Origin of the sequence: Pseudomonas fluorescens (assembly GCF_001623525.1) — a bacterium.
Taxonomy (GTDB): Bacteria; Pseudomonadota; Gammaproteobacteria; order Pseudomonadales; family Pseudomonadaceae; genus Aquipseudomonas; species Aquipseudomonas fluorescens_Q.
Genome location: NZ_CP015225.1, coordinates 4,942,612 through 4,968,653, shown reverse-complemented (window position 1 = coordinate 4,968,653; position 26,042 = coordinate 4,942,612). Strand labels below are relative to the sequence as shown.

23 protein-coding genes are annotated in these 26,042 nt (G+C 61.5%); 10 read left to right on the top strand and 13 right to left on the bottom strand.

Going from position 1 to position 26,042, the window contains the following annotated elements; all coding sequences use genetic code 11:
• A complete protein-coding gene (locus tag TK06_RS21405; protein ID WP_063323714.1) occupies positions 1 to 1,764 on the bottom strand; it encodes a cation:proton antiporter in 1,764 nt (587 codons plus the stop codon).
• Positions 1,765 to 2,041: 277 nt separating this feature from the next.
• Between TK06_RS21405 and TK06_RS21400 the strand changes: the two genes are divergently transcribed.
• Complete coding sequence (locus TK06_RS21400) at positions 2,042 to 2,527, top strand: acyl-CoA thioesterase (RefSeq protein WP_003206993.1); 486 nt, start codon at positions 2,042 to 2,044, stop codon at positions 2,525 to 2,527.
• Between the two features lie 106 nt (positions 2,528 to 2,633).
• On the opposite strand, the gene pdxY is transcribed toward TK06_RS21400, so the two are convergent.
• Positions 2,634 to 3,506: a pyridoxal kinase PdxY gene (gene pdxY, locus TK06_RS21395; RefSeq protein ID WP_063323713.1), complete on the bottom strand. Its 873-nt coding sequence runs from the start codon at positions 3,504 to 3,506 to the stop codon at positions 2,634 to 2,636.
• Between the two features lie 119 nt (positions 3,507 to 3,625).
• On the opposite strand from pdxY, the gene TK06_RS21390 reads away from it, so the two are divergent.
• Positions 3,626 to 4,048: a DUF3301 domain-containing protein gene (locus TK06_RS21390; RefSeq protein ID WP_063323712.1), complete on the top strand. Its 423-nt coding sequence runs from the start codon at positions 3,626 to 3,628 to the stop codon at positions 4,046 to 4,048.
• A 12-nt stretch (positions 4,049 to 4,060) separates the two neighbouring features.
• On the opposite strand, the gene TK06_RS21385 is transcribed toward TK06_RS21390, so the two are convergent.
• Positions 4,061 to 5,026, bottom strand: coding sequence for a CobW family GTP-binding protein (locus TK06_RS21385; protein ID WP_063323711.1), 966 nt, complete (start codon positions 5,024 to 5,026; stop codon positions 4,061 to 4,063).
• A gap of 27 nt (positions 5,027 to 5,053) precedes the next feature.
• Between TK06_RS21385 and TK06_RS21380 the strand changes: the two genes are divergently transcribed.
• A complete protein-coding gene (locus tag TK06_RS21380) occupies positions 5,054 to 5,407 on the top strand; it encodes a hypothetical protein (protein WP_063323710.1) in 354 nt (117 codons plus the stop codon).
• On the opposite strand, the gene TK06_RS21375 is transcribed toward TK06_RS21380, so the two are convergent.
• Both TK06_RS21375 and zigA read right to left on the bottom strand, forming a co-directional pair.
• Positions 5,404 to 6,054 (bottom strand): DUF1826 domain-containing protein, encoded by a 651-nt coding sequence (locus tag TK06_RS21375; protein WP_063323709.1) that lies wholly within the window; start codon positions 6,052 to 6,054, stop codon positions 5,404 to 5,406. The genes TK06_RS21380 and TK06_RS21375 overlap by 4 nt on opposite strands.
• The gene (zigA, locus tag TK06_RS21370; RefSeq protein ID WP_063323708.1) at positions 6,054 to 7,262 is read right to left on the bottom strand and encodes a zinc metallochaperone GTPase ZigA; all 1,209 of its coding nucleotides are present in this window, start codon (positions 7,260 to 7,262) and stop codon (positions 6,054 to 6,056) included. The genes TK06_RS21375 and zigA overlap by 1 nt, the downstream gene beginning before the upstream one ends.
• Positions 7,263 to 7,389: 127 nt before the next feature.
• Between zigA and TK06_RS31110 the strand changes: the two genes are divergently transcribed.
• The 5 genes from TK06_RS31110 (at position 7,390) to TK06_RS21350 (ending at position 11,212) form a co-directional block, all read left to right on the top strand.
• Positions 7,390 to 7,782 (top strand): glutamine synthetase, encoded by a 393-nt coding sequence (locus TK06_RS31110; protein ID WP_086936691.1) that lies wholly within the window; start codon positions 7,390 to 7,392, stop codon positions 7,780 to 7,782.
• Between the two features lie 115 nt (positions 7,783 to 7,897).
• Positions 7,898 to 8,794 (top strand): GTP cyclohydrolase FolE2, encoded by an 897-nt coding sequence (folE2, locus tag TK06_RS21365; protein WP_063323707.1) that lies wholly within the window; start codon positions 7,898 to 7,900, stop codon positions 8,792 to 8,794.
• Positions 8,791 to 9,459, top strand: a complete 669-nt coding sequence (locus tag TK06_RS21360) for a metal ABC transporter ATP-binding protein (protein ID WP_063323706.1) — start codon at positions 8,791 to 8,793, stop codon at positions 9,457 to 9,459. Before folE2 ends, TK06_RS21360 begins: the two co-directional genes overlap by 4 nt.
• The gene (locus tag TK06_RS21355; protein WP_063323705.1) at positions 9,459 to 10,325 is read left to right on the top strand and encodes a metal ABC transporter permease; all 867 of its coding nucleotides are present in this window, start codon (positions 9,459 to 9,461) and stop codon (positions 10,323 to 10,325) included. Before TK06_RS21360 ends, TK06_RS21355 begins: the two co-directional genes overlap by 1 nt.
• An 11-nt stretch (positions 10,326 to 10,336) precedes the next feature.
• Positions 10,337 to 11,212 (top strand): metal ABC transporter substrate-binding protein, encoded by an 876-nt coding sequence (locus TK06_RS21350; protein ID WP_060739954.1) that lies wholly within the window; start codon positions 10,337 to 10,339, stop codon positions 11,210 to 11,212.
• A gap of 124 nt (positions 11,213 to 11,336) precedes the next feature.
• Here the strand turns inward: TK06_RS21350 and TK06_RS21345 are convergent, their stop codons facing one another.
• A complete protein-coding gene (locus TK06_RS21345; protein ID WP_063323704.1) occupies positions 11,337 to 11,858 on the bottom strand; it encodes a DUF3617 domain-containing protein in 522 nt (173 codons plus the stop codon).
• 141 nt (positions 11,859 to 11,999) lie between these two features.
• On the opposite strand from TK06_RS21345, the gene cls reads away from it, so the two are divergent.
• The gene (gene cls, locus TK06_RS21340; protein ID WP_063323703.1) at positions 12,000 to 13,439 is read left to right on the top strand and encodes a cardiolipin synthase; all 1,440 of its coding nucleotides are present in this window, start codon (positions 12,000 to 12,002) and stop codon (positions 13,437 to 13,439) included.
• Here the strand turns inward: cls and cfaB are convergent.
• From cfaB to TK06_RS21315, 5 genes are all read right to left on the bottom strand, one after another.
• On the bottom strand, positions 13,436 to 14,623 hold the full coding sequence (gene cfaB / locus TK06_RS21335; RefSeq protein WP_063323702.1) for a C17 cyclopropane fatty acid synthase CfaB: 1,188 nt from the start codon (positions 14,621 to 14,623) through the stop codon (positions 13,436 to 13,438). The genes cls and cfaB overlap by 4 nt on opposite strands.
• A gap of 183 nt (positions 14,624 to 14,806) precedes the next feature.
• A complete protein-coding gene (locus TK06_RS21330; RefSeq protein ID WP_063323701.1) occupies positions 14,807 to 16,726 on the bottom strand; it encodes a heavy metal translocating P-type ATPase in 1,920 nt (639 codons plus the stop codon).
• Positions 16,723 to 17,775, bottom strand: coding sequence for a protease modulator HflK (gene hflK, locus TK06_RS21325; RefSeq protein ID WP_063323700.1), 1,053 nt, complete (start codon positions 17,773 to 17,775; stop codon positions 16,723 to 16,725). Before hflK ends, TK06_RS21330 begins: the two co-directional genes overlap by 4 nt.
• Entirely contained in the window at positions 17,772 to 18,812 is a 1,041-nt protein-coding gene (gene hflC / locus TK06_RS21320) for a protease modulator HflC (protein WP_063323699.1), read from the bottom strand. Before hflC ends, hflK begins: the two co-directional genes overlap by 4 nt.
• The gene (locus tag TK06_RS21315; protein ID WP_063323698.1) at positions 18,809 to 20,770 is read right to left on the bottom strand and encodes a protease modulator HflK; all 1,962 of its coding nucleotides are present in this window, start codon (positions 20,768 to 20,770) and stop codon (positions 18,809 to 18,811) included. The genes hflC and TK06_RS21315 overlap by 4 nt, the downstream gene beginning before the upstream one ends.
• A 220-nt stretch (positions 20,771 to 20,990) precedes the next feature.
• On the opposite strand from TK06_RS21315, the gene lpdA reads away from it, so the two are divergent.
• A complete protein-coding gene (gene lpdA, locus TK06_RS21310; protein ID WP_063323697.1) occupies positions 20,991 to 22,391 on the top strand; it encodes a dihydrolipoyl dehydrogenase in 1,401 nt (466 codons plus the stop codon).
• A 173-nt stretch (positions 22,392 to 22,564) separates the two neighbouring features.
• Here lpdA and TK06_RS21305 read toward each other — a convergent pair whose 3' ends face one another.
• Together TK06_RS21305 and TK06_RS21300 are read right to left on the bottom strand one after the other, a co-directional pair.
• The gene (locus TK06_RS21305; RefSeq protein ID WP_063323696.1) at positions 22,565 to 24,715 is read right to left on the bottom strand and encodes a hypothetical protein; all 2,151 of its coding nucleotides are present in this window, start codon (positions 24,713 to 24,715) and stop codon (positions 22,565 to 22,567) included.
• Complete coding sequence (locus tag TK06_RS21300) at positions 24,702 to 25,895, bottom strand: DUF3142 domain-containing protein (RefSeq protein WP_063323695.1); 1,194 nt, start codon at positions 25,893 to 25,895, stop codon at positions 24,702 to 24,704. The genes TK06_RS21305 and TK06_RS21300 overlap by 14 nt, the downstream gene beginning before the upstream one ends.
• Positions 25,896 to 26,042 lie beyond the last annotated feature (147 nt).

Below are 26,042 nucleotides of genomic sequence, written 5' to 3'. Positions count from 1 at the left end.
TCAATGCCCGGACGACTCCTTATGGTTGTCCAGGGTTTCAAGCAAGGCCACCTGCATCCGCGTATGCAGGCGGATGAACCAGCGCCAGAGCAGTGCCGCCACGGCAGTCGCCACCACGGCGATCAGTACGAGCAACTTGTTGGTCGGCAAAATGCTGGCCGACAAGGCTGCCAACAGCAGGAAAATCACCAGCAACGAGAGAATCGGGATCACTTCGGCGATCACCCGACGCACGCGCTGGGTGTGGCGGCCAGCCATCTCCGTCTTCACGCCCATCTCCGCCAGCAGCATCGATAGCGCCTTGAGCTTGCGATAGGCGGCGATCAGGAACGGTAGCGACACCAGCAATGCCCCGCCCCAGATCAATGCCTTGTGCCAGCTCGGGTCGCTGATCCACGCTTGCAGGTAAGCCGATATTCGCTCGGCGAAATAACCGCTCGAGACAAAAATCGCGATGACCAGCGCCAGATTGACTCCAACCTGCAGCAAAATCCGCCTGATCATCGACGCCATCATCGCTCCTTCACCGTGGGGCTGGATGCTGCGCAACCATTCGCCATACATCCCCAGCACCCGCGTCAACCGTAGCGGCATGATCGTCGCCAACTTGACGGACAGCGGGTCGGCGGCCCGGATCAGGTACGGCGTCAGCAGTGTGGTCAACACCGAGACGGCGACCGCAACCGGATAGAGGAAATCGCTGGTGACCTGCAGGGTCATCCCCAACGACGCGATGATGAAGGAGAATTCGCCGATCTGCGAAAGGCCCATCCCAACGCGCAGCGAGGTGCGTCCGTCGTTGCCGGCGATAAAGGCCCCGAGGCCGCAGGACAACATCTTGCCGAGCACCACTGCACCCGTGATCACCGCAATCGGCCAGGCGTATTGCAGCAATATCGCCGGGTCGAGCATCAGCCCGATGGCGACGAAGAAGATCGCGCTGAACAGATCGCGCACCGGTTCCACCAGCCGCTCGATTTTCAGCAGTTGCCGGGACTCAGCCATGATCGCACCGATCAGGAACGCCCCGAGCACCATGCTGTATTCCAGCTTCACCACCAGCAGGCAGAAGCCGAAACACAGGCCCAGCACGGTAATCAGCAACATTTCGTTGCTGTCGAACTTCGCCACGTAGGCCAGCACCCTTGGCACCAGCAGAATGCCGATGACCAACGCGACGATCATGAACAACGACAACTTGCCCACGGTGGAAAACACCTCGCCGGAACTCACGGTGCCGCTGACGGCAATGCTCGACAGCAAGGCGATGATGCCAATGCCCAGAATGTCCTCGACGATCAACACCCCGAAAATCAGCTGCGCGAAGCGCTCGTTCTTCATTTTCAGGTCGTTGAGGGCCTTGACGATGATGGTGGTGGAGGAAATGGCCAGGATCGCGCCGAGGAACAGCGAGTCCATGGTGCTCCACTCGAACCAGCGGCCGATTTCATAACCGATCCAGATCATCAGCACGATTTCGAGGAACGCCGCGATGAAGGCGGTGGCCCCGACCTTGAACAGTTTGCGCAGACTGAACTCCAGGCCCAGGCAAAACATCAGGAAGATCACCCCGAGCTCGGCCAGGGTCTTGATCGTGTCTTCGTCGTGGATAAAACCGAACGGCGGCGTATGCGGGCCGATGATGAAGCCGGCCACGATGTAGCCCAGTACCACCGGTTGCTTGAAACGATGAAAGAGTACGGTCACCAGCCCCGCAGCCATCATGATGATCGCCAAGTCTTGAATGAAACTGATGGCATGCATGTCGGGGCTCCCTGTTCAAATGACGCACTGCAGAGCTGGAGAAATCCGTTTCCTCTGTAGGAATTGCCCTCGCAACGGGCTTTTGAAGGGTAACACCGCGACTTCCGACAAAAAGACGGTGCAATATATGGAAACAGATCCATCGGCGCGTGACGGCAACCACAGGCGCAGCGTCCCGATATCGGTGGTTTTTAAAACATGGTGACCTGTTGCAGGCCACCCACCAGCACCCGCAGAGGTGCACTCCCGAATTGCTGCCTTGAACCGTGAGTACGTTATGGAACCCGGAAACGCCCAGCTGTCGATGACGGTGTTGATGACCCCCGATATGGCCAACTTCTCTGGCAATGTCCATGGCGGCACCTTGCTCAAATACCTCGACGAAGTCGCCTACGCCTGCGCCAGCCGCTACGCTGGACGCTACGTGGTGACCCTGTCGGTTGACCAGGTCATCTTTCGTGAGCCGATTCATGTCGGCGAACTGGTGACCTTCCTGGCATCGGTGAACTACACCGGCAACACGTCGATGGAAGTGGGCATCAAAGTCGTGACCGAAAATATTCGCGAACGCTCGGTGCGCCACACCAACAGTTGCTTCTTCACCATGGTTGCGGTGGATGACCTGCGTAAACCCGCAGCCGTGCCGCCCTTGCAGCCTCAAAACAGCGAAGAAAAACGCCGCTACGAACAAGCCCAGCAACGCCGGCAGATTCGCCAGGAGCTGGAAAAGCGTTATCAGGACATCAAGGCAGACGGGCCTTAACCGACATGTGGGAGCTTACTCGCGATGGCGATGTCACAGCCAACCTCTATGTTGAATGTGATGCCCTCATCGCGAGCAAGCTCGCTCCCACAAGGGGCTGCATTGATCAGAGACTGATTGGCACAGCCTCGAACCGCACCCGTGGATGGGCGATCCGGTCCTGGGCACGGACCAGTTCCAGCTCATAGCTGGTGCAGGCCTGGGTTTCCAGCAGCACTTCATGCACCGCCGCCGCGGTGAATTCGAGTGCCGCCACCAGGCTGTCCCCCAATAGTATCCGCGCCAGGAACAACCCCGAGGTCAGGTCACCCACACCCACCGGCTGGCGCGGGAAAGCCAGCAGCGGACGGCGCAGGTGCCAATTGCCATCGGCGGTCACCAACAGCATTTCGAAGCTGTCATCCGGCTTGCCAGGGTAGGCCAGGTGCTTGACCAGCACCGCCTTCGGTCCACGGGCCAGCAACGCCCGGGCCATGGCCAGGCAGTCGAGCAAAGACTGCGCCTTGCGTCCCGAAAAACTGTCCAGCTCCAGTTGGTTCGGGCACATGAGGTCCGCCACGGCAGCGGCTTCTTCCAGGAGAAATTCACTCACCTCGGGCGCCACGATACAGCCCTTCTCTGGATGCCCCATAACCGGGTCACACAGGTACAGCGCCTTCGGATTGGCGGCCTTGATCCGCGCCACACCCGTCAGAATCGCCCGCCCCTGAGCCGCGCTGCCCAGGTAACCGGACAACACCGCATCGCAATGCCCCAGCTCACCGATAGCGGCAATGCCTTCTACCAATGCCGGTATCTGCTCCGGCGCCAGCACCTCACCGGTCCATTGGCCGTACTGGGTGTGATTGGAAAACTGCACGGTATTGAGCGGCCAGACGTTCACGCCGACCCGCTGCATCGGAAACACCGCGGCGCTATTGCCAGCGTGACCGAACACCACGTGGGACTGAATGGCAAGCAGATGAGGCGTACGTTTCATGCGGGAAGTTTCCGTAAAACGATTGAAATTCAAGCCGCGCAGTATGCGACTAAACGCAGCCTGTACGACAGACCGGCGAGGCAGTTAAGCTGACAGCAACTTGTTGGAGCACTTCGTTCATGCTGACCCTTGGAAACATCTTCGTGCTGATGCTGCTGGCTACCGGCGGCGCCTGGCTGTGGCACAACCATGGCTTGCGCGAACGGGCGTTGGCGAGGGTCATGCAGCATTGCACCAACCTCAAGATCGAACTGCTGGACGGCAACGTGGCGCTAAAAAAAATCGGCTTCATGAAGGACGCCAATGGTCGGCGACGCCTGGCTCGCGTCTACACCTTCGAGTTCACCGTCACCGGCGAAAGCCGCCATTCGGGCAGCATCACCCAATTTGGTGCCCACAGCGCACACATAGAGCTGGCGCCCTACCCGATGCCCTTTGAAGAAACACCGCCAGCGCCCATCGAACCGGCCCAGACCAGGCCCAGGGCTGAAGTTATCGAATTGAGCCAGTGGCGCCAGGAACACAACAAGTGGAAGCCTTGAAACAGCGTTGACTCAGCGACACCGACAGTTCGCCAGCTCGGCCTGCAGGCGATCGACATCTTGCACCTGATCGAAAATCAGCTCGATCCGAGAATCCTGGCGCCACTCACTGGCTTGCCAACCCAGCACCGCCCCTTCCAGCGCATTGGCTGAAATCCAACCGTCGACGCTGTGGATAACCATTTTCGCCCGTTTCCAGTCTTGGCCTTGTAGCCATCGCGTCAATGCCGCTGCGTCGAATTGCTGGCTGGGATGCCAGCGCCAACCAATACTCCAACCACCGTCCTGCTGCTGATACAAGCAGATCGGCAGCGTCGGGTCGGACCAAATGGCCGGCATCTGGCCCAAGCGCTTTGGTAGATTCAAGTTATCCACAGCCCCACTGCCCCGAGCCGCAAGGCCTGGCAATCGATCGATCGGCAACGCAGCCTGTTGCGTCCAGTACAACGCACGCCCTGGCAACTGCGCCGTCAGCCATTCACGATCGGCTTGTGTGAGGGACTCGGACTTGTTCAGCACCAGCAGTCCGGCAGCCGCCAGGGTTTGTTGCTGCGCGTCGGGCAAAGGCTTGCCGTCCGCCATCGCCCGGGCATCCAGCACCAGCACACAGGGTTGCACCGCGAGCACACCGAGCCATGGCGCTTCACTCAGTTGTCGCATCAACTGTGCCGGATGCCCCAGGCCCGAGGGTTCGATGAATAGCCGATCCGGCCGGGCCTTACGTAGCAAACGCCCAAGACCGATCTGAAATGGCGCACCGTTGACACAGCACAAGCAGCCGCCGGCCACTTCGCCCAGTGCGATACCATCGCCAGCCTGGGTCAGCAACGCGGCATCCAGGCCGATCTGGCCAAACTCATTGATCAGCACCGCCCAGCGCTCATTGGCCGGGCGCTGCGCCAGCAGATGCCTGATCAGGCTGGTCTTGCCGGCGCCCAAGGGACCGGCGATGACATGGGTGGGAATGTGCTGCAACATAATCGACGACTTTCGATGGAGGTGAATATGCGAATGATCGGCTGGTTGTTACTGGCACTGACTTCCAACCAGGCACTGGCCCAGGCCTGTGTGGTGCACAGTCAGGCGGAACGGCTGGATGTGAAGGTCTGCCAGCAGAACCGCAACATCCCGCAGAAGCTGTTTGCCGATGGTTTCTGCCAGCCAAACCTTGCCGGCCAGAAAGTCGAGGTGCAATACGTCGATCAATGCCCTGGCGGCGCGTTCGGCATCTGCAGCAACGCCCAGGTCGCCAATATGCCTTACCGCCAGGATATTCACTATTACGGCGTGGCGACCGATGCCGCGTACCTGCAGCCATTTTGCGAAGGGCAAAGCCAAGGCACCTGGCTCAAGCCTTAAGCCAGCCAATCCAGCGTTAGAATCAATCGACGCTCTCCCGGCGCCGGCTCCGGTGATCGATGAATCAGGCCAAGGCCTTCGTTACCGCGCCATTTTTCGCCTTTAAGCAAACCCACATCACCGCAACGAAACTGCTGGATCACGCGTGGGTCACTGGGCTCAGCCTCAGGCTCGGCCAGTCGTCGACGGTCCATGACACCTTCCTCGAGCCACTGGCTGCCGACACCCGCATAGGTGGTCAGCAGCCGCACCGGTACGTGGTCAACGTGGAAACGTGGGCACATCGCCTTGTCCAACGTGCGCAGGCGCAGGCCGACACGTTGGGCACCCAATAGGCAGGCAAATGCACTGACGAGCCAGGAGACATCGGCGATAAAGCCTTCATAGCCTTGCAGGTCGCTGAAACCTGCAGCCAGGCCCTGCAACGCCGGCTGCGAGTCTTCCTCCGGCAACTCAAGCACGCGTGATTCGGCCAAGGACTGGTCCATCGCCAACACCATGGCCGCAAAATCGCTGATGTGCGCAGGAAGCTGACGCTGCCAGATCGCCAGGTTGGTGCCGTCGTCCAGGATCTGCGTGAGTACCCCTGGCGTATCACCTTGGACCTGTCGTGCCTGCGTAGCCCTTTTCAGACTGGGCGCCAGCATCACGCCGCGACCTCGTCATGCCACGGGCCGAACGGATCCGGCAACAGCCGCCAATTTTCGACCCCGAGGGCCATTTCCGCATCGGTGAGCAGGCAAGCGTCCAGTTCAGCGGCGAGTTGGCCAAAATCAATGTCCTGACCAATGAAGACCAGCTCCTGACGGCAATCGCCTGTGGCAGCCAGCCAGTTCTTCATGATCGCCGCTGTGCTCTCTTCATCCTGGGGCCATTGGTTTTTCGGCACGAACCGCCACCAGCGCCCGGCGAAGCCATGTCGCATCAAGCCGCCAGCCTGGGACCAGTTGCCCGCTTCTTCAGGTTTGCTGGCCAGCCAGAAGAACCCCTTGGAGCGCAGGAGTTTGCCATTGGGCCACGGACGGTCGATAAAATTGAAGAACCGCTCGGGATGAAATGGCCGGCGTGCTCGGTAAGCGGTCGAGGCGATGCCATATTCCTCGGTTTCTGGCACATGCTCGCCACGCAGTTCCTGTAGCCAGCCAGGTGCCTGGGCGGCGCGTTCGAAGTCGAAAAGGCCTGTGTCGAGGATTCTGCCCAGTGGCACCTGCCCCATGACCATCGGAATGATCTGCGCCTGGGCGTTGAGACGCTGCAGAATCGCCGTCAACTCTTCCCGCTCATGCTGACTGATCAGGTCGATCTTGCTGATCAGAATCACGTCGGCGAACTCGATTTGTTCGATCAGCAGGTCTGTGATCGAGCGCTCATCCTCCTCACCCAGGGTTTCGCCCCGTGACGCCAGGCTTTCGGCAGCCTGGTAATCCAGCAGGAAATTCACCCCATCGACCACCGTGACCAGGGTGTCGAGTCGCGCCACATCGGCCAGGCTTCGGCCTTCTTCATCACGAAACGTGAAGGTTTCCGCCACTGGCAACGGTTCGGAAATACCGGTGGATTCGATCAGCAGGTAATCGAAACGCCCTTCCCTGGCGAGTTGCCCGACTTCTTTGAGCAAGTCCTCGCGCAACGTGCAGCAGATGCAGCCGTTGCTCATTTCCACCAGTTTTTCTTCGGAACGACTCAGGGTGACATCTCGCTGGACTTCGCTGCCATCGATGTTGATCTCGCTCATATCGTTGACGATCACCGCAACTCGTAGATTGTCGCGATTACGCAAAACGTGGTTGAGCAGTGTGCTTTTACCGGCACCGAGGAATCCGGAAAGCACGGTTACGGGAAGACGATTGGGCATCAGGTATATCCTCATCGGGCGGCCGCTTCGATGACGGCTCGTTTTCAGGGCTTGGTTGTCTTTATGTTATAGTATAACAACGCAGTTCAACCAGCCCCGCCGCTCCTCATTGGTCTGAGATCCATTCATGCGCAATCCTCTGAAATTTGTTTTTGCGGGCTCATTGTTGCTGTGGGCGTCAGGCGCTGCGGCCCAGAGTCCGCTCTTGGCAAACTGCACCCGTAGCGCGAATTTGCTGGCGTGTGTGGATATGCAAGGCAATGCCTATAGCGTTGCGACGGCTGGAAACACTATTTATTTACGTGGTTTTGAAGCCACCACTCGCCGCTATTGGGCGCAAACGAACAGCCGTTACGGTCAGCTCACGTTCTTTACCGGACTGGCGTCGGATGGGGAAAGTTGGGTTGGATACAGCCAGCGTGTGGGCTGGACAACCCTCAATCGTTTTTCCAGCTCGGGCGGTAGCACCGGCGCATTTACATGCGGCCGCATGAACGGATGCCAGGATTCATCGCGTTAATGTTTCACGTGGAACGTGAACATTCAGGGAGATGAAACTCCTTTCATGGAAAAGGCTTCTTGAAATTAACTGTTATACTATAACATCTAATTTTAACCTTCGATGGGCCTTGACCATGAATGCGTTAACGCTGCCCGATGTGGCTGCGCAGGTTTCACATCAAACCCTGCCCCTTGATTGGGTAGGCATGTGTGGTATCGCAACGCCGGTGTTGATTGATGGCCAGCGCCTCAGCGCAACGGTCGACGCCGGTGTGAGCCTCGATGACAGCGAGGCACGCGGCATTCATATGTCGCGTTTATATCTGGCGCTGGGGTTGCTGGAAGAGACGCCACTTTCGCCAGCGCTATTGCGCCGAATCCTGGAGCAATTCCTCGACAGCCATGAAGGCTTATCCCATGCGGCTTCGCTCAGCGTGCATACCAATCTACTGCTCAAACGTCCGGCGTTAATCAGCCCGTTGGCAGGCTGGAAAGGTTATCCGGTGAGCATCGAAGCTCAGTTAAAAAACACAATGTTCCACGTGGAACTGAAAATTCAGATCCCCTATTCCTCGACTTGCCCTTGTTCGGCAGCCCTTGCCCGGCAGTTGATCCAACAGCAATTTGTCGACGACTTTGCTAACAAGAAACTTGAGCATGCCGAAATTCTCGCCTGGCTGGGCTCATCGAACGGCATTGTTGCCACCCCGCATAGCCAGCGCAGCATGGCGACTTTGACTCTACGTCTGGACGCCGCTGTCGACGAATTGCCGCTGCAGTGGTTCATCAACCAAGCCGAGGCAGCCCTCGGCACCGCCGTGCAGACCGCCGTGAAACGCGCCGATGAGCAAGCCTTCGCCCTGGCCAACGGGCAAAACCTGATGTTCTGCGAAGACGCCGCGCGGCGATTGAGCACGGCCCTCGCCCGCTCATCGGAGATCACCGCCCTGGATGTACGCGTCGTTCACGCCGAAAGCCTTCATGCCCATGACGCCGTGGCGCAAAGCCGCTGGACCCGGGAGGCTTCATGATCGACTGCCAAGCACTGCGCTGGGGTGCCCCCGGACAACCCCTCACCCCGCCCCTCGCCATGGAGCGACCGGCAGGCAGCCTCACCGCCATTATCGGTGCCAACGGCTCGGGCAAAAGCAGCCTATTGAAAGTGCTCGCGGGGCTGCAAAAGCCGCTGGCCGGCAAAGTCGCCTTGAATGTTCCACGACGTGGTGGCGTCTCATTCATGCCCCAGCAGCAACATCTGGATCGGCAATTCCCCATCAACTTGCAAGACCTGGTGGCGGCCGGTTCTTGGGGCAATCGCCACACGCCAGCCATGCGTAGACAGTTACTGCAGACCGTACTGGACGATTGGGCATTGAACGGCCTTGAGCAGCGTCCGCTAATGGCGCTGTCGGGAGGCGAGCTGCAACGCGCCCTGCTCGCTCGCCTGAGCCTGGCCGAAGCGCCCTTGCTGTTGCTCGACGAACCCCACGCCGCCCTCGACGAACAAGGCCAGGCGCTACTGTGGAAACACATCCATCGCTGGCACACGGCAGGCCGGACCATCGTGGTGGTGTGTCATGATCTGGCAGCGGTACGCCAACATGTCCCCCATACGCTGCTGATCAAAAACACCGGCTGCGTGCTGGGCCGCAGTGTCGATTTGATCGCCCAACAACCCCATGCGTGGGTGGCCTGATGCTCGCGGCCACGCATTTCTGGCAACCCTTCCAAGAGTTTGTCTTCATGCGTCGGGCCTTGCTGGGTGGCCTGGTGTTGGCGTGCAGCACGGCGCCGTTGGGGGTGTTCCTGATTCTTCGGCGCATGAGCCTGATCGGAGACGCCGTGGCTCACGGCATCCTGCCCGGCGCCGCCCTGGGCTTCTGGTTTGCCGGGGTGAGCCTGCCGGCCTTGACCCTGGGCGGCCTGGGCGCGGGCCTGAGCATGGCCGGGCTCGCCGCCTGGATTACCCGGCGCACTGGCCTACGAGAGGACGCCAGCCTCGCGGCGATTTATCCCATTTCCCTGGCGGCCGGCGTGTTGATCCTCGGCATGGCCGGCAAACGCCTGGACTTGTTGCATCTGCTGTTTGGCTCGGCCTTGGCGGTGGACGGCCCCACACTCACCGGCATGTTGTGGGTTTCCGGCGCCAGCCTGGTGGCGATGGCGTTGATTTATCGACCGCTGCTGTTCGATACCCTCGACCCGCTGTTCCTGCAAACCGTCAGTCGTCTCGGCCCTTTGGCCCACGGCGTGTTCCTGACCTTGGTGGTGCTGAACCTGGTGATCGGTTTCCAGGCCATCGGCGCGTTGATGGTCGTCGGCCTGATGATGCTGCCGGCCGCCGCGTCGCGATTCTGGAGCCGTCGCCTGCCGCTGCTGATGCTGATCGCCGCGCTGCTCGGTTGCCTCTCGGTTTGGCTTGGCCTGCTGTTGTCGTTCTATTACTCACTGCCCAGCGGACCGTCCATCGTTCTGGTGGCGGGCGTGTCGTATCTGCTGTCGGTGGTATTCGGGCCGGTGCACGGTTTGCTGCGCCGCCCGCCCTTGCTCACATCCCAATGAGGTGTTTCCCGATGCGCGTACTGCTCGTGCTAATCAGTCTGATGCTGTCCATGTCCCTGTCCGCCGCCGAAAAACTCCAGGTGGTGACCAGCTTCAGTATCCTCGCCGACATGACCCGACAGGTCGGTGGTGAGCATATTCAAATCACCAACATGGTCGGGCCGGACGCCGATGCACACACCTACGAACCTACCCCAGACGACGCCAAGGCGTTGCTCAGGGCAAAACTGATCATCAAGAATGGCTTGGGCTTCGAGCCGTGGCTGGACCGCCTGGTGACCAGCACCGAAACCAGCGTCCCGGTGATCAGCGCCAGCCGTGGCGTCATCCCCCGGTCACTGGATGAGGACGGTGAGACCATCCCCGACCCGCACGCATGGCACAACCTGGCGAACGCCGAGCTGTATGTCAGCAACATCACCAAGGCACTGGAAGCTGCCGACCCGGCCAACAAGGCCGACTACGAACGCAACAGCCAGGCATACCTGAAGAAAATCTACGCCCTACTCGCCGAAGCCAAGGCCAAGCTCGGCGCATTGCCTGCCGGTAATCGCAAGATCGTGACGTCCCACGATGCATTCGGTTACCTGGGCCAGGCCTATGGCATCGAGTTCATGGCGCCCCAGGGGTTATCCACCGAACGTGAACCGTCGGCGGCAGAAGTCGCGGCGCTGATTACCCAGATCCGTCAGGCGAAAGTCAAAGCGGTGTTCATGGAAAACATCAAGGACGCGCGCCTGCTCAAGCAGATCGCCGACGAGAGCGGCGCTCACATCGGCGGCACGCTGTACTCCGACGCACTCGCCGCCAGCGGACCGGCGAGCACGTTCACCGGCCTGTTCGAATACAACCTCAATACGTTGTACGAGGCGCTGAGTCGGCCTTAGAGCATTTGTGGGAGCAAGGCTTGCCCGCGATGAACGGTGACGCCCTTGGCGACTCACCGAATTGTCTGCATCGCGAGCAAGCCTGGCTCCCACAGGCTCACCAAGCGATTACTTCAAATGAGCTTCAAGCCCTCGGTTTGACCGTCCCGCAATCCTGCCCCAGCCAGACCGCGCGAGTGTCGAGGCTACCGTTCTGCTGGATGCCGGTGGCATTGAACGTGCCGTTGACCTTGGTGGTGAATTCACGATCACTCTGGAATGTCGCGACCCCAGTACCCTGGGCTTTCGGGCAACTGAAGCGGAACTTCCACTGATTGCCGGTGCGCTCGGTGATCTGCTGCTTGCAACCCGATTGCGGGTCTTGCAGCGGAATGTCATTGGTTTGCACCTGCGCCGGGGTCAGGCACACGCGAATGCCTTTACCCCCCATGGTAATCCCCTGCTTTTCCAGCATCGCCCGTTGCTCCGGGGTCATCTGGGTTTGCAACTGGCCAAGGATCAGTTGCAGGTCCGGCAGGTTCTGGTTATCGACCTTCATATTGCTGGTGGTCAATTCCCACAAACCCGGCTGGAGCATCTGCGCCTGAGCCGCCATCGGAACCGACAAACCCATCGCCAAGGCCACACCCAGCAGACGAACATTCATTACACGAACTCCAGAGGACAAGTGGCCGTTAGACGCCGTCCGCCGGCTTCGGTTCAGAGCCCGGACCTGTGAATTAAATAGCGACATTCGTCACGGAACATGGTCTGTTAAGCATTGAAACTTCAGGAGCAAGGCTGCCCCATGGATTATTTCGGCCCGCATGTTTTCGGTTACCTGATCGCGCTGCTCCACACCCTGGGTTCCATTGCCGCCGTCCACGCCGTGCTGACGGTGCGCACCGCCCAAGGATCGATTGCCTGGGCCCTGTCGCTGACCTTTATTCCCTACCTGACGTTGATTCCTTACCTGGTGTTCGGCCGCAGCACGTTCGATGGTTACATCAAGGCTCGCCGGCAAGCCAACGAAGAAATGCGCAAGGCAATCTCCGAGTTGAACTGGCGCCCCTGGGTCGAAGAAGCCCTGACCGCTCGCGCCTCCCAGGCCTATGCCTCGTTACGGGCCATGCCGAAACTGGGACGCACACCGTGCCTGGCCAATAATCAGGTGCGTTTGCTGGTCAACGGCCACGCCACGTTCGAGGCGATTTTCCAGGCCATCGAACAGGCACGACAGGCCGTGCTGATCCAGTTCTTCATCATCCATGACGACCGCCTCGGTCAACGCTTGCACTCGCTGCTCTTGAAGAAAGCCGCCGAAGGCGTGGCCGTGTACCTGCTCTATGACCGCATTGGCAGCCACTCCCTGCCCCACCGCTACGTGCAAGCCTTGCGCGACGGTGGCGTCCACGTAAAAGCGTTCGCCACCCGCAGCGGCTGGCTCAACCGATTCCAGGTCAACTTTCGCAACCATCGAAAGATCGTGGTGGTGGACGGCGTGCAAGGGTTCGTCGGCGGGCACAACGTCGGTGACGAATACATGGGCGATAAACCACCCTTGGCGCCGTGGCGCGACACCCATGTGCAAGTGTGCGGGCCGGTGGTGGCGAGCATGCAAGAGTCGTTCGCCGAAGACTGGTTCTGGGCGGCCCGTTCCCTGCCCCCGCTGATCCTGCCGGACAGCTACCCGGACGACGGCGTGCTTTGCCAGTTGCTGGCCAGCGGCCCGGCCGACGCCTATGAAACCTGCTCGCTGTTTTTCGTCGAGGCCATTCACGCCGCCAGCGAACGCGTCTGGATCACCACGCCCTACTTCATCCCCGACGAAGCGGTGTTCGCAGCTTTGCGCCTGGCGGTACTGCGCGGCGTGGATGTGCGCATCCTGCTGCCCTCGCGGCCCGACCACAAGATCGTCTACGCAGCGTCCAGCCTGTACGCGTTTGAAGCGGTACGGGCCGGTGTGCGGATGTTCCGTTATGGACCGGGCTTCCTGCATCAGAAAGTGGTGTTGATCGACCGGGAAATCAGCGCCATTGGCAGTGCGAACCTGGACAACCGTTCGTTCCGCTTGAATTTTGAAGTCATGCTGCTCACGGTGGATATCCCGTTCGCCACCGAGGTCGAGCAGATGCTTGAGCAGGACTTCGCCCAAGCCGTGGAAATCGACAAACAGGAAAGCCGGGAGACCCACCGCCTGCAAAAGATCGGCATGCGGATCGCCCGGCTTATTTCCCCGATTCTCTAAGGGGTGTAGATGTCGTCGCGGGTCCAGGGCAACTCATGGCTACCGTCGGCGTGGGCCTTCACCGCCAGGATCTGGTGCAGATTGATCCAGCCCTTGGCGAACGCGTAGGCGCAGCCGGCCAGGTACAGACGCCAGATCCGCAACGCCTGTTCCGGCACTTCCTTCGCGGCGGCCTCGAGATTGTCCTCCAGGCGTTCACTCCAATGATCGAGCGTGCGCGCGTAATGCAGGCGCAGGCTTTCCACGTCGACGATCTCCAGCCCCGCTTCGCTGATCTCGGCAGAGATCATCGACAGGTGCGGCAGCTCGCCGTTGGGGAATACATACTTCTCGATGAATTCACCGGCGCCACGACCGACCGGACGACCGTCGGTGTGCTTGGCGGTGATGCCATGGTTCATCACCAACCCGCCCTCACGCACCGCGCCGAACAGCGTCTTGCAGTACTGCTCGAGGTTGGCGTGGCCAACATGCTCGAACATACCGACGCTGACCACTTTGTCGAAACGACCGTCCTGGGGCAGGTCGCGGTAATCCAGCAATTGCAACTCGACCGAATCCTCCAGGCCTTCTGCCTTGACCCGTTCCCTAGCCAGTGCCAGCTGCGCCTTGCTCAGGGTAATCCCGAAGACTTTGGCACCGAACTCGCGTGCCGCGTAACGGGCCAGGCCGCCCCACCCACAACCGACATCCAGCAGGTAGTCACCCGGCTGTAATCGCAGCTTGCGGCACAAGTGGCGGAATTTGGCTTGCTGGGCCTGTTCGAGGGTTTCACTGCCCGTCTCGAAATAGGCACAGGAATAGGCCATGTCACTGTCGAGCCATAGCTGATAGAACGCGTTGGAAAGATCGTAGTGATAGGAGATGGCCTTGGCGTCGGTTTCCTTGTCGTGGAGCGATCGTACCGGCGGGTTGTCGGCGTCATCCTCGACCAAGGCCTGGCTCCATTCATCGCAGACACGAATGACTTCGTGAATCGAACCTTCGAGCTCCAGTTTGCCTTCAACGAATGCCGCTCCTAGCGCATCCAGGCTCGGATGGGTGAATTGCGCGACCATTTGTGGGTCCTTGACCACGATCGTGACACTGGGGTCGTCACCCAGTGAAAACTCATGGCCATCCCAGAGCCGCAACCGAAGCGGTAGATGCAGATTCTGTAAGGCCGGTGGAAGTTGCGCGAGCATGAATAATCCCCCTTGTTTCAGACGTCTGAAATGAGGGTAGACCATCATAGAAAAATAGCAGGCTATCGAATTTATAGCCTTTCTCTATCACTGTCCCAAATTCACTCCTTGTGCCGGGTAACGCCAGTATGGGTACGCCCTCTCCAACAGAGACTGCAAGGGTGACGCACAGTTCGCCAAGGGTTATCCAACGGCTCCCTTCGCTTGGATTTTCAGGAGTGGCTCCTGGAACCGCAGCAATCGCCCCGCATTACCTAACACTAGCAGGGTACTGAGATTATGCAGCAGCGCGGCGATCATCGCCCCCGCCGCACCGAGCCAGCCGAAGGCGGCAAAGGCGACGATTGCCAGTGTCCAGCCCAAGCCAATGATCACGTTGACCTGCAACGTGCGCCTGCATTGGCGGCTCAATCGCACGCAGGTGCCGAGGCGGCGCAAGTCGCTGCCGATCAGCACGATGTCTGCCGACGCCAGTGCGATGTCTGCACCGCCTGCGCCCATTGCGACACCCACCACTCCGGCCTTGAGCGCCAGGGAATCGTTGATGCCATCGCCCACCACCATGGGGCGGAACCCATGGTCGATTTCGGCCATGACCCGTTTGAGTTTGTCTTCAGGGAGGGCCTGGGCTTGCAGGTCGCCGATGCCGACATCCCGGGCCAGGGTCGTGGCCACGCTCTGGCGGTCGCCGGTCAGTAGCAACTGACGTCCCAGGCCCAGCTCGCGCAGCTCGGCCATGGCAACCCGTGCCTCCGGCTTGACGCTGTCGGCCAGCAACAGCCAGGCGAGGAACTGCCCGTCCAGGGCCAGGCCGGCAATCGGGCCGTCGTGCTCCGGGACCGCTGACGTTTGAATGCCCAGTTGTGCAAACAACTCCGGTCGCCCGAGCGCCGCTTCGCCCTGGGCGGTCATCGCGACCACCCCCAACCCCTGGCGCTCATGGATGTCCGTCAGCGCCAGGCTGTCTTCCTGTTCCGCCAGCCCTGCCAACGCACGACTGACCGGATGACTGCTGGCCGAACCGAGGCTGGCAGCCAAAGGCAACAGCAACGATGAGGGAGCATCCTGGGCATGTTCGATGGATTGCAGGCGCAGGACGCCGTAGGTCAAAGTACCGGTCTTATCGACAACCAACGACGTCAGGTCCGCCAGTTCTTCCAAGAAGGCCGAGCTGCGGATCAGGATCCCGTGGCGCGCCGCCACCGCGATCCCGGCAATGGCGGTGGCCGGCGCCGAAAGCACCAACGCACAAGGACAGGCGGCGACCAATACCGCCAGCATCGCCTGGGCATCGTTGGTCACGAACCAGGTCACCGCCGCCAGCAGCAACACCAGCACCAGGTAACTGCCGGCGTAGCGTTCCAGCAAGCGAGTGATGGGTGGCTTGGAGCGTTCGGCGTTTTGCATCAGGGCGATGACTTTGCCCAGGGTTGATTCTTCGCCGGTCCGGGTCACTTCCAGGCGCAGCAGGCCATCCAGATTGATCGCGCCACCAAAGACTTCTGTGCCGACCACAGCCTCCAACGGCACCGACTCACCCGTGATGGGTGCGGTGTCGAGGCTGGCCTGGCCGGATAACACCCGACCATCGGCCGGCACTCGATCGCCAGCGCGCACCTCCACGACATCGCCGGGCTGGAGTGTCGCGTTGTCGACATCGATGATCGAACCGTCGGCCTGCACCTTGCGACCTTGGCTGCGGGTCAGTTGGCCAAGGGCATGGATCGCCTCCTGAGAGCCAATGACGCTGCGCTCTTCCAGCACATGCCCGAAGATCATGATGATCGGCAACAACGCCGCCGTCAGCAGGTCGCCAGTGGCCCAGGCACCGAGCATCGCCAGAGCGATGAGTTGGTCGGTAATCCCGTGCAGGCTTGGGTAACGCAAGCTGTACCAGGCCGAACGCATCACCGGCACCGCCACCAATAGCGAGGCGAACCCCAATAGCAGTTGGCTGACACCGCTCTGCTCTGGCGACCAGCCGCGCCATACCAGCCCCAATGCGAGCAAGCCGAGGGCAAGCATCGCCAAGGTCAGTTGCCGGGCGGCGATGCGTTGTTCCGTCGAGGACAACATCGGTGCAGCGCTGGTTTGGGCGGTCATTGTCCGGCTCCCTGGATGATCAGACGGGCATCGTCTTTCGGGTCGACCGTCGTCACTGAACCAGCCTGGCGAAGGATGGCAGGCATGCGTTCGCGATACAGGCGCAGCAGCATTTGTGGATCGCTGCCTTGGGTCTTCGCCAAACCCAGCACCGTGGCCGTGTCGGCCGAAGCCTTGGCGAGTCGTTCGCTGGCCTGGGCATGGGCAACTTGCACGGCACGGTCGGCGTCTTGGCGAGCGGACTGGGAGAGCTTTTCAGCTTCGGTGCGCGCGTTGGCCACGGCTTTATCGGCCTGCTGGCCGGCCGTCAGCACCGCGTTGAAGGCACTCACCGCCGGCCCCGGCAAACTCGATTGCACATCGACCCGAACCACTTCGATGCCCAACCCCTGCCCCGTCGCCGCCAGGTCAGCCAGGCGCCGGTTAAGCCCCTGCACCAGATCGCCACGCAAGCGTTCGCGGCGTTCGGCCGCCTGGTTGTCGCTGCCCATCAGTTCGGGGCGAGCCACCAGAATGGTGTCCAAGTCCCGGGCTGCGGTCAGGGCCACGGCACTGCGGGTCGCCAATCGGTCCAGTGCCGGCAGGACATGTTCACCTTGCAAAACGAAGGCGTAAGGGTCGGTGACTTTGTAGAAGACCCGCACATCCAGTTGCACCACGCCGGCATCACCGGTCAATAAATAACCAGAGCCGGCCAAAGCATCGCTAACCGGCGTGGCGAAACTGGCCACACGATCAGCCTGCAGGGCCGCATCCGAGCGCAGCAGATTCTCCACCCGCCGCTCAAGCACCCGATCCGCAGCGGGCAGCAAGACGACTTGTTCCACAGGACGAGGCCACGCCAACAAAAGACCGGCATTCTGGATGCGATCCAAGGCGCCAAAGTGCAGCACCACCGCGCGATTCTGCGGATCAATCTGCCGCACGTTGGAAAAGACCCAGGCCAACGCCGCCAACACCGTGACGGCGTAAAGCGCAAGAAATGCCAGGCGTCCGGCCTGGATCCACGGGCTGGATAACTCGTTTGTTCCACGTGGAACCAAACTCATGGTTGTGTTCCACCTTTGCCGTCCACGGAAACCGGACCGTCCACCAGGACACGGAATGGTGCCGCATCGGTGCGCAAAATCAGCTTCGTCCCTGGGCTGACAATGGTGCCCAAGGTGTCCAACGAACGGAGCAGATTGTAGAGCTGCGGGGAGCCGGCGTATGCCCGACCATAGATCTCAGCCGCTTCTACTCGCGACTGCGCTTCGATATCCGCGGCTTTCACCGTGGCATCGGCTTGCAAGACTCGCGCATCACGTTCTGCGGCGGAGCGAATCTGCGCCGCTTCGCGCTTGCCGATGGCGGTGCGTTCGGTGGCGATGGTTTCACGCTCGGCGCGCATGCGATCCACCGTCGCCGTCAGCGTCACCGAGGGCAAGGTCAGGCGCTCAACGCCGACTTGCAATACGCGCACGCCATAAGTGGTGAGCAACTGCTGATCAATCTGCTGACGCAGCTGAGCTTCGAAATCGGCGATGCGCACCTGGCTGGCATCGGTGTTAACCAGGTTCGCCAGGTCAAAACTGGCGGCGGTGGTTTCCAGCGCCGAGCCGACGAAGGTGCGGATCTGCCGTGCGGCTTCGTCCGGTTGGTTCTGCACCGCGCGCATGAAACGCTGCACGTTTTCCGGGTCACCCTGCACCTGCCACGCCACGTAGGCCTGGACGATGATCCGCAGCCCATCACGGGTGCCGACATCCTGCAAACCGCTGGACGTAGTGCGCAACCGCAGGTCCACCGGAATCGCCGCCTCGAACGGTGCCGGCCAGCGCCAACCCAAGCCAGGTTGCAGCAGCACCCGCGCCGGATTGCCGAAACGGGTGATGACCGTAGCCTCCCCCGAGCGCACTTGCACCAGGCTTGCCGCCGCGACGGCAAACGCCACTAGCAACGCTGCCCAACCCATGCGCCGCCACGGGAACGGACCGGCCTGCTGCGGATCGCCATGATGGTGGTGATGATGACCATGTTGATGACCGGGATGGCCGTGATCGTGACCAGCGTGGTCGTGGTGATCGTGTGAAGAGGACTGGCTCAATGGGCAGCTCCTGGCGGGACAGGGTTACGCGGCGACGCAGGGTCTGCCGGCAGCGTGAAGGTACGCAAGTCGATGGTCGGCGCGTTGCCGCTGCCGCCCAGGCGATGATCGAGAATCAGCAACCGGGCATTGGCGAGGCCTTGGCTGAGTTGGCCCAGGTAATCCTCCAGCACAAAAGCGTGCCCCGCCGTGGCGTAGGCTTTGCGGTCGGCACTGAAGCGCAGGTCGGCGGCCTGGGCGGTTGCGTTGATTTCCCGGGCGGTGGCCGTGGCTTGGTCATGGGCGACGCTGGCTTGCAACTGTGCCTGGTTGGTCTGTTCGGCCGCCGCGCCGCGCTCTCGGGCGATCAATGCTTGCGCACCGATCTGCGCCGCCTGCACGCCGTGGTAGGCATTGGCCGCACCGGCCGGTGGATGAATCGCCTCCACAACGGTCGCCAGGATTTCCACACCGCTATCGAGCGATTGCAAATCAGCCTGGACGGCGCGACCGATTTCATCGGCGAGGCTGACACGGTCAGCCCCCAGCAAACCATCCAGCGTGCGCGACGCAAACTCATGCACCAGGATGCGGCTGGCGGTGCTGCGGATCAGCGTCGGCACATCGGCGCTGTTGTAGGTCGCCGCCAAGGCCGCGGCGTCCGTCAGGCCGATGCGGTAGACAAAGCGCACGTCCATGTTGACGATCTGGAAGCTCTGCTGGTCGGCACGACGACTGGCAATGACCTGGGACTTGTCGTTCACATGGCTGGCGTCCCACAACCGATTGGCGATTGCCGGCGCCGGTCCCTCCGCCGGTTCAGCCTCGACCACTGCCCGACTCTCCGCGACGCTGGTCGCCAGTTCATGCACAACCCCATTCTCGACGTTGAGCACCCTGCCCCACGGCCAAGGCAATGCGACATGCAAGCCCGGGCCGAACACCTCTACCGGTTTGCCAAAGCGCTCATAGATGCCACGCCCCTGCAGCGGCACTTCGTGCACGCCAGTCAACAACCAGCCCACCAGCACCACCAGCGCCAACACCGGCAAAAAAGCCCGGCGCATGTAGCTGAAGGCCCAAATCTGGCGCAAGTCGATGCCAAAACGGTTGTGCAGTTCATGTTGCAAGGCCAGCAACGGTTGCGGCGGCCAGCGCAGTAGATCGGCGATGACACTGCGGCCCAGCAGCGTCGGTTCCAGGGCGTCTCGGCGCGGGATGAATAACGACAGCACAGCACGCAGCAAAAACTCGGCCGCCACCACGCCCGGCAACAGCCCCATCAGCACGGCCAGGCGCAGCGGCCAAATGGACGTTTCTGCGACGAACAACAAACACAAAGCGCCGAGCACCAGCACGATGATCGCCACCCGCGTCAGTTGCGCCAGCGGCGGCGCTTCCGGCCACTCCACAGGAGATTGCTGGGCCAATTGCCGCTCGAACACTAATAGCCCGAATGCCAACAACAACGACAACACCGCCCCCACACTGGCGGAGACACCGAGGGCGGCAGCCGGCAGTTGCAAGTTCCAGGCTTGCTCCAGGCCCAGCAATACCAGCACTGACCAACCGGCCAGCCACAACGCAGGCGCACCGATCTGTTTCAGCAGACCGACCCCGCGTGCGCCAATTCGCTCCAGCAGCCGCTCATACCAACCCAGGTTATCAACCGGTTCGTTTTCCACAGGCAGGTTATCCACAGCTGGCAGCAGCGCCCTGCTACGCCATTGCGTCACCCACCAGGCCGATTGCAAACCCGCTACCAACACCAAGAGTCCCGCACCTTGGCTGACCAGCAGAACCGGCCACAGCGATTGCGGCGAAAACACCCCGATAAAAAATGCCAGTACCAACCCCAAACCCGCCACGCTTCCCAGGGCGAAGGCGATCTGCTTCAAGCGGCGCCCTTGGAAGGACGCTTGCTGAAAACGCGGCCATTCGGCCACCTGTGCCCCTTCGACATCAAGATCGACTTGCATACCACCCCAACACTCGTGGCGATCAAAATCCGGCCCGTGGACAAATGCCACTGAGGCTGCGTTATATACCGTTACCTTATAACGATTCCTGTGAAATTTCCGTTTTGAATTCTTCATGACAAGGCCAGCGCAGGCCTCTTGACTTAAGCCTTGACCGAAATCTGCGGAAACGCTCATATTACGAGCATAATTTTCTATCAGGCCAAGCAGGAGAGCAGCGATGAGCAACTACGACGTGATCATTCTGGGCGGCGGACCCGGCGGGTATAACGCGGCGATTCGGGCCGGGCAGTTGGGGTTGAAAGCCGCCTGTGTCGAAGGCCGAGCCACCCTGGGCGGCACGTGCCTGAATGTCGGCTGCATGCCCTCCAAGGCCTTGCTGCATGCCTCGGAACTGTACGAAGCCGCCACGGGAGCGGAATTCGCCAACCTGGGCATTGAAGTCAGCCCCACCCTCAACCTTGCGCAGATGATGAAGCAGAAAGACGAAAGCGTGGCCGGCCTGACCAAGGGCATCGAGTTTCTGTTTCGCAAGAACAAGGTCGACTGGATCAAAGGTTGGGGCCACATCGACGGGCCCGGCAAGGTGATCGTTACCGGCGACGATGGCGCCAAGACCGAACTCAGCGCCAAGGACATCGTCATCGCCACCGGCTCGGAACCTATGCCGCTGCCAGGCGTGCCAATCGACAACCAGCGCATCCTCGACTCCACCGGCGCCTTGTCCCTGGGTGAGGTGCCCCGGCATCTGGTGGTGATCGGCGCCGGCGTCATTGGCCTCGAGCTGGGCTCGGTCTGGCGGCGCCTGGGTGCCCAGGTGACCGTGGTGGAATACCTCGATCGCATCTGCCCGGGCGTGGACGGCGAGGCCGGCAAGACCTTGCAGCGGGCCTTGGCTAAACAAGGTATCCAGTTCAAGTTGAGTTCGAAGGTCACCGGCGCCACGACCTCGGCCAGCGGCGTGCAATTGCAGATCGAACCGGCGGCGGGCGGCGAAGCACAGCCGCTGGATGCCGATTACGTGCTGGTCGCCATCGGTCGTCGGCCTTACACGCAAGGACTGGGGCTGGAGAACGTCGGGCTGAGCCCTGACCAGCGCGGCATGCTCGCCAACCAGAATCACCGGACCGAAGCGCCCGGCGTCTGGGTCATCGGTGATGTGACGTCCGGACCGATGCTGGCCCACAAGGCCGAAGACGAAGCCATGGCCTGCATCGAACAGATCGCCGGCAAGGCCGCCGAGGTCAACTATGCGTTGATTCCCAGCGTCATCTACACCCGTCCGGAACTGGCCAGCGTCGGCAAGACCGAGGAACAACTCAAGGCCGAAGGCCGTGCCTACAAGGTCGGCAAGTTCCCCTTCACCGCCAACAGCCGAGCCAAGATCAACCATGAGACCGAAGGGTTCGCCAAGGTCCTGGCCGATGAACGCACCGATGAGATCCTTGGCGTGCACCTGGTAGGCCCGAGCGTCAGTGAGATGATCGGTGAATACTGCGTGGCCATGGAGTTCAGCGCCTCAGCCGAGGACATCGCCCTGACCTGCCACCCACACCCTACCCGCTCGGAGGCGTTGCGCCAGGCGGCCATGGATGTGGAGGGGATGGCGACACAGATGTAGGAACAACGCAAAGCGGGAATGAACACCTGTGGCGAGGGAGCTTGCTCCCGCTGGGTGGCGCAGCCGCCCCAAATCGGCTGACGCGATTTTCGGGCAAATCGCATCAGCCGATTCTACGACGGCTTCGCCGCCGAGCGGGAGCAAGCTACCTCACCACAATCGGTGTTCGCCCGTTAGCTAGCCGACATCCGCGCCTTGCGCCGGCGCCGACTGATCAATCCCAACGCCACTGCCACCACCAGCACCGCCCCGCCCACTTCCAACCAGGCCTTGTAAGGTCGCAGTGCCGAACGCATCGGGTCCAAGGCCTGGGTCACGTAGCGTTTGTTCGCCTTGCTGAAGTCCGGTTCCTGGCATTGATGACCGAAATCCCCGGCCCAATCCACATACGGACCTTCCTTCACATAGCGTTGATACAGCGCGCTTTGCTCCTCAAGGCTGGAGTTGTACCCCACCGCTTTGCACAGCACCGCCGCAAACGCCTGGCTGGTATGCGGCAAATGATCCGCCGCCTGGCTCGCCAGCGCCGTGGCGACGAACCGGTAGTGATAACGCACATCCGGCTGCGCGGCGCTGGCCTGCTGGCGTTGCACTTCGCCTTCGGCCACCAGCGGCCCGACCTTCAGCTCAACCGGTTCCAGGCTGTAATTGCCTCCCAGGCTGGCGTAATCCGGCGCCATCTCATAGCCAAGCAACTCCATGCCCCATTTGCGCGCCATCCAGGACGCATTGAAATAGGCCTCGGCCCGTCGGGTTGGCCACCATTTGGACTCCGCGTCCTGGCGCAATTGCCCATAGGCGCGGGCCTTGTTCTGCAAGTCTGCGTTATCGAAATAAGCCGGTGCCTCATCAAAGCGCCCTTCCCTCAGCAAGCGACGACCCAGCAGATTGCGCAGGCTCGCAGCCACCGGCAGCGGCACGTAGTTGTCCCGATCCTCCTGACTCAACGCCGGTGGCGCCGGAACTTGGGCGTCGACGTACTGCTTGAGCTCATCCACCGTCAGCACACGCTCGGCGACTGCGGCAGCGTCGTACCAATAGTTGCTCTGGCCGCGATAGAGCTGATCGAAGGCTTGCAGGTAATCGCCGCGCTGCAAGGCCAGGATCGCGCTTTCACCTTCGACCCGGCACTTGGGCTGCACCGACTCGAAGTTCCAATCCGGTGTCCGCCGGCTGCCCCAGGATTCATCGTTCGGGAAAGCCTGGGCAGCCTTGGCATAAGCCGCCGCCGCGGCCACTTTGTCGCCGTCGCGCAAGGCCAGCTTGGCACGCACCCACCAGGCCAGGCCGGTGTCGGCAGCCTTTTGCGCAAAAGCCTGGGCACTGGCGTAATCGCCGTGCTGGTAACTCACCGCCGCCAAACGGTCGGCATCGTCCAGATTGTCCTGGGCGCTGGCTTGCAACAGTTCGAACAGCCTTTTCTCGCCCGAGGGTTCTTCACCGTCCCACCAGCCGACGCGGCTGAGCAGGTAGGCGGTGACCAATCGCTGCACCAACGGAGTCTTGAGCAGTTGGCTCAAACGCTCATCCGGCTGGACGCTCAAATCACCGGCCAATTGCAGCAACGAGCTGTAGCCGACCGGAGACCCTTGCAGGTTCTGGATCGCATAGAGGCCGATGGCACTGTCCCAATCGTCAGCGGTGTAGGCCACCCGGGCTTCTTCGCCAAGGCTGGCGACGCCCAGTTCCAGCGGATCGCTGAAGCCGGCAATGCTCAACTCGCGGGCCAGGCGAAACGCCGCTCGCGCCTGGTCCTGCAAGACCACAGGGTCGCCGCTGCCGGCCTCGGTGCTCACGGCGAACAACGCCCGGCCAAGGGAGTATGCGGCCCAGGTGCTGCGCAACCGACGTTGGTCAGCTGGTAACGCCAGCAATTGCTGGAACGCCTCCACAGCACGCTGATGCTCACCGATGTTGAAAGCCGCCGCGCCAATCGCATACAAGCGCAGCTCATCAGGCAGGTTGGCCGCTTCGGCTGCCACCTGGTCAACATCGGTCAGGGCTCGCAGGCGCTCCACCACCGCTTGCTGCGGCGGGGTCAGGCCGATCTGCTCGGCCTGGTTGCGCTGTTCAACGTAGGAAGGCGGGTCGTCATAGCTGTAGTCCGGGTTGCGTGTCGCCTCGGTGGCCGGCTTGAGCCCGGCAATCGCCTGGCCGAGGCGGCTGACCTCGAAGCGAAAGCTGCCTTCGGGTAATTCGGCCAGCGACTGGGCGCGGTTATCCAGCAGGCGCATCGGGAAATCCGGCCCGCAAGCCAGCACCGGGCCCAGCGGCAGGCAAAGGCTCAGGCACAGCAGGTGACGAGGCCACTTACGGGTAAACATTGAAACCTCCTTGGTCAATTTTCGTACAGCGCGCCCAACCGATTGCCCGTTGGCTGCCAGCCGCCAAGCGGCCTTCCTGAATGCGGGTGAAGGTAAGCAGTCCGGGGGTTTGTTGCAACGTATAACCGGCCAAGGCATCGACGCCGTCACACGCGCCGACAGCCAGCGTCAGGCGCTGGGGCCAGGGGCTGTCGAGATTGCCCTGGTTAACCAGGCGGATATCGTACAAACCACCCTGCTCCCCCCACTGCAACGCCAAGCGACTGTCCAGGTTATCTCCCCGGGCGACGGCGCCGAGCGTGATCAGGCTCCACGCACGTCGGTCGCCGGCCAGCGGCAGGCGAAACCAGATCAATCCAGCGAGATGTTTCGGCGGATCGGCACGCAAATCTGCCGCAAGCCCGGCCACTTGTTGCGGATCGGCCAGCAACTCCCGCCGCTCGCCACCGCGATCGATCGGCACTTCGCTTTCCACCACCGGCGCGCCACTTTCCTGGGTCAGCAGCGCCACGCCGTATGCCGGCAGGGCCAGATAAAACGGCCGTGTGGTGATATCGCTCCAGCGTTGCGCCCAGTGCCAGGCCTGTTTCGGATCGAACAATCCCTGCCTCGGGTCACTCACCGCGTGGACCTGCAGCACGCTGCTGTCCACCGTTTCCAACAACCCAGGCAATGCCGGGCTGTCGAGCCAGGCCGGTAGCGCGGTAATACTCAGCCGCACGTTGACCGGCAGGACATGCCGCAGTTGGCCGAGGAACTTTCCATAAGCCGGCAACCGCGCGTTGCCCGCATCGTGGTCGATTTCTACCCCTATCGGAGTCAGGCCTTGGGCTTGCCAATCGCCCAGCACCTGCTGGATCTGCGCGATCACCTCGTCCTGGTCCAAAGCCTTGAGCTGACCGTCCAGACGAATCACAGCGATCAGCGGACGGCCATCAGCCTTGAGCAAGGCCGGATCGATCCGCGCACGGCTCCAGCCCGCCCCGGGAAAAGCCTGCAACGCCAGCACCCGCAACGTGGAAAAATCTCCCCGGCTTTGGCGCAGCGCCAGCGCGTGGGCCGGGATCCATTGGCGTTGCCAGATGTAGAGCTGTTGATCGAGGGCCGGGGCCGGAGGTTGTTCGCAGCCCCCCAAAAGCAACACGGCAAGGGCCAGGGAGAGCCGGAAAAAAACAGTCATGAAGCCTTCCACCCATAAAGCCCGGCAGATTACGCCACCCGGATCCCGGCGAACACCTGTGGCGAGGGAGCTTTCTCCCGCTGGGTTGCGCAGCGACCCCTTTTTGGTGGGCGCTGCGCACCCAAGCGGGAGCAAGCTCCCTCGCCA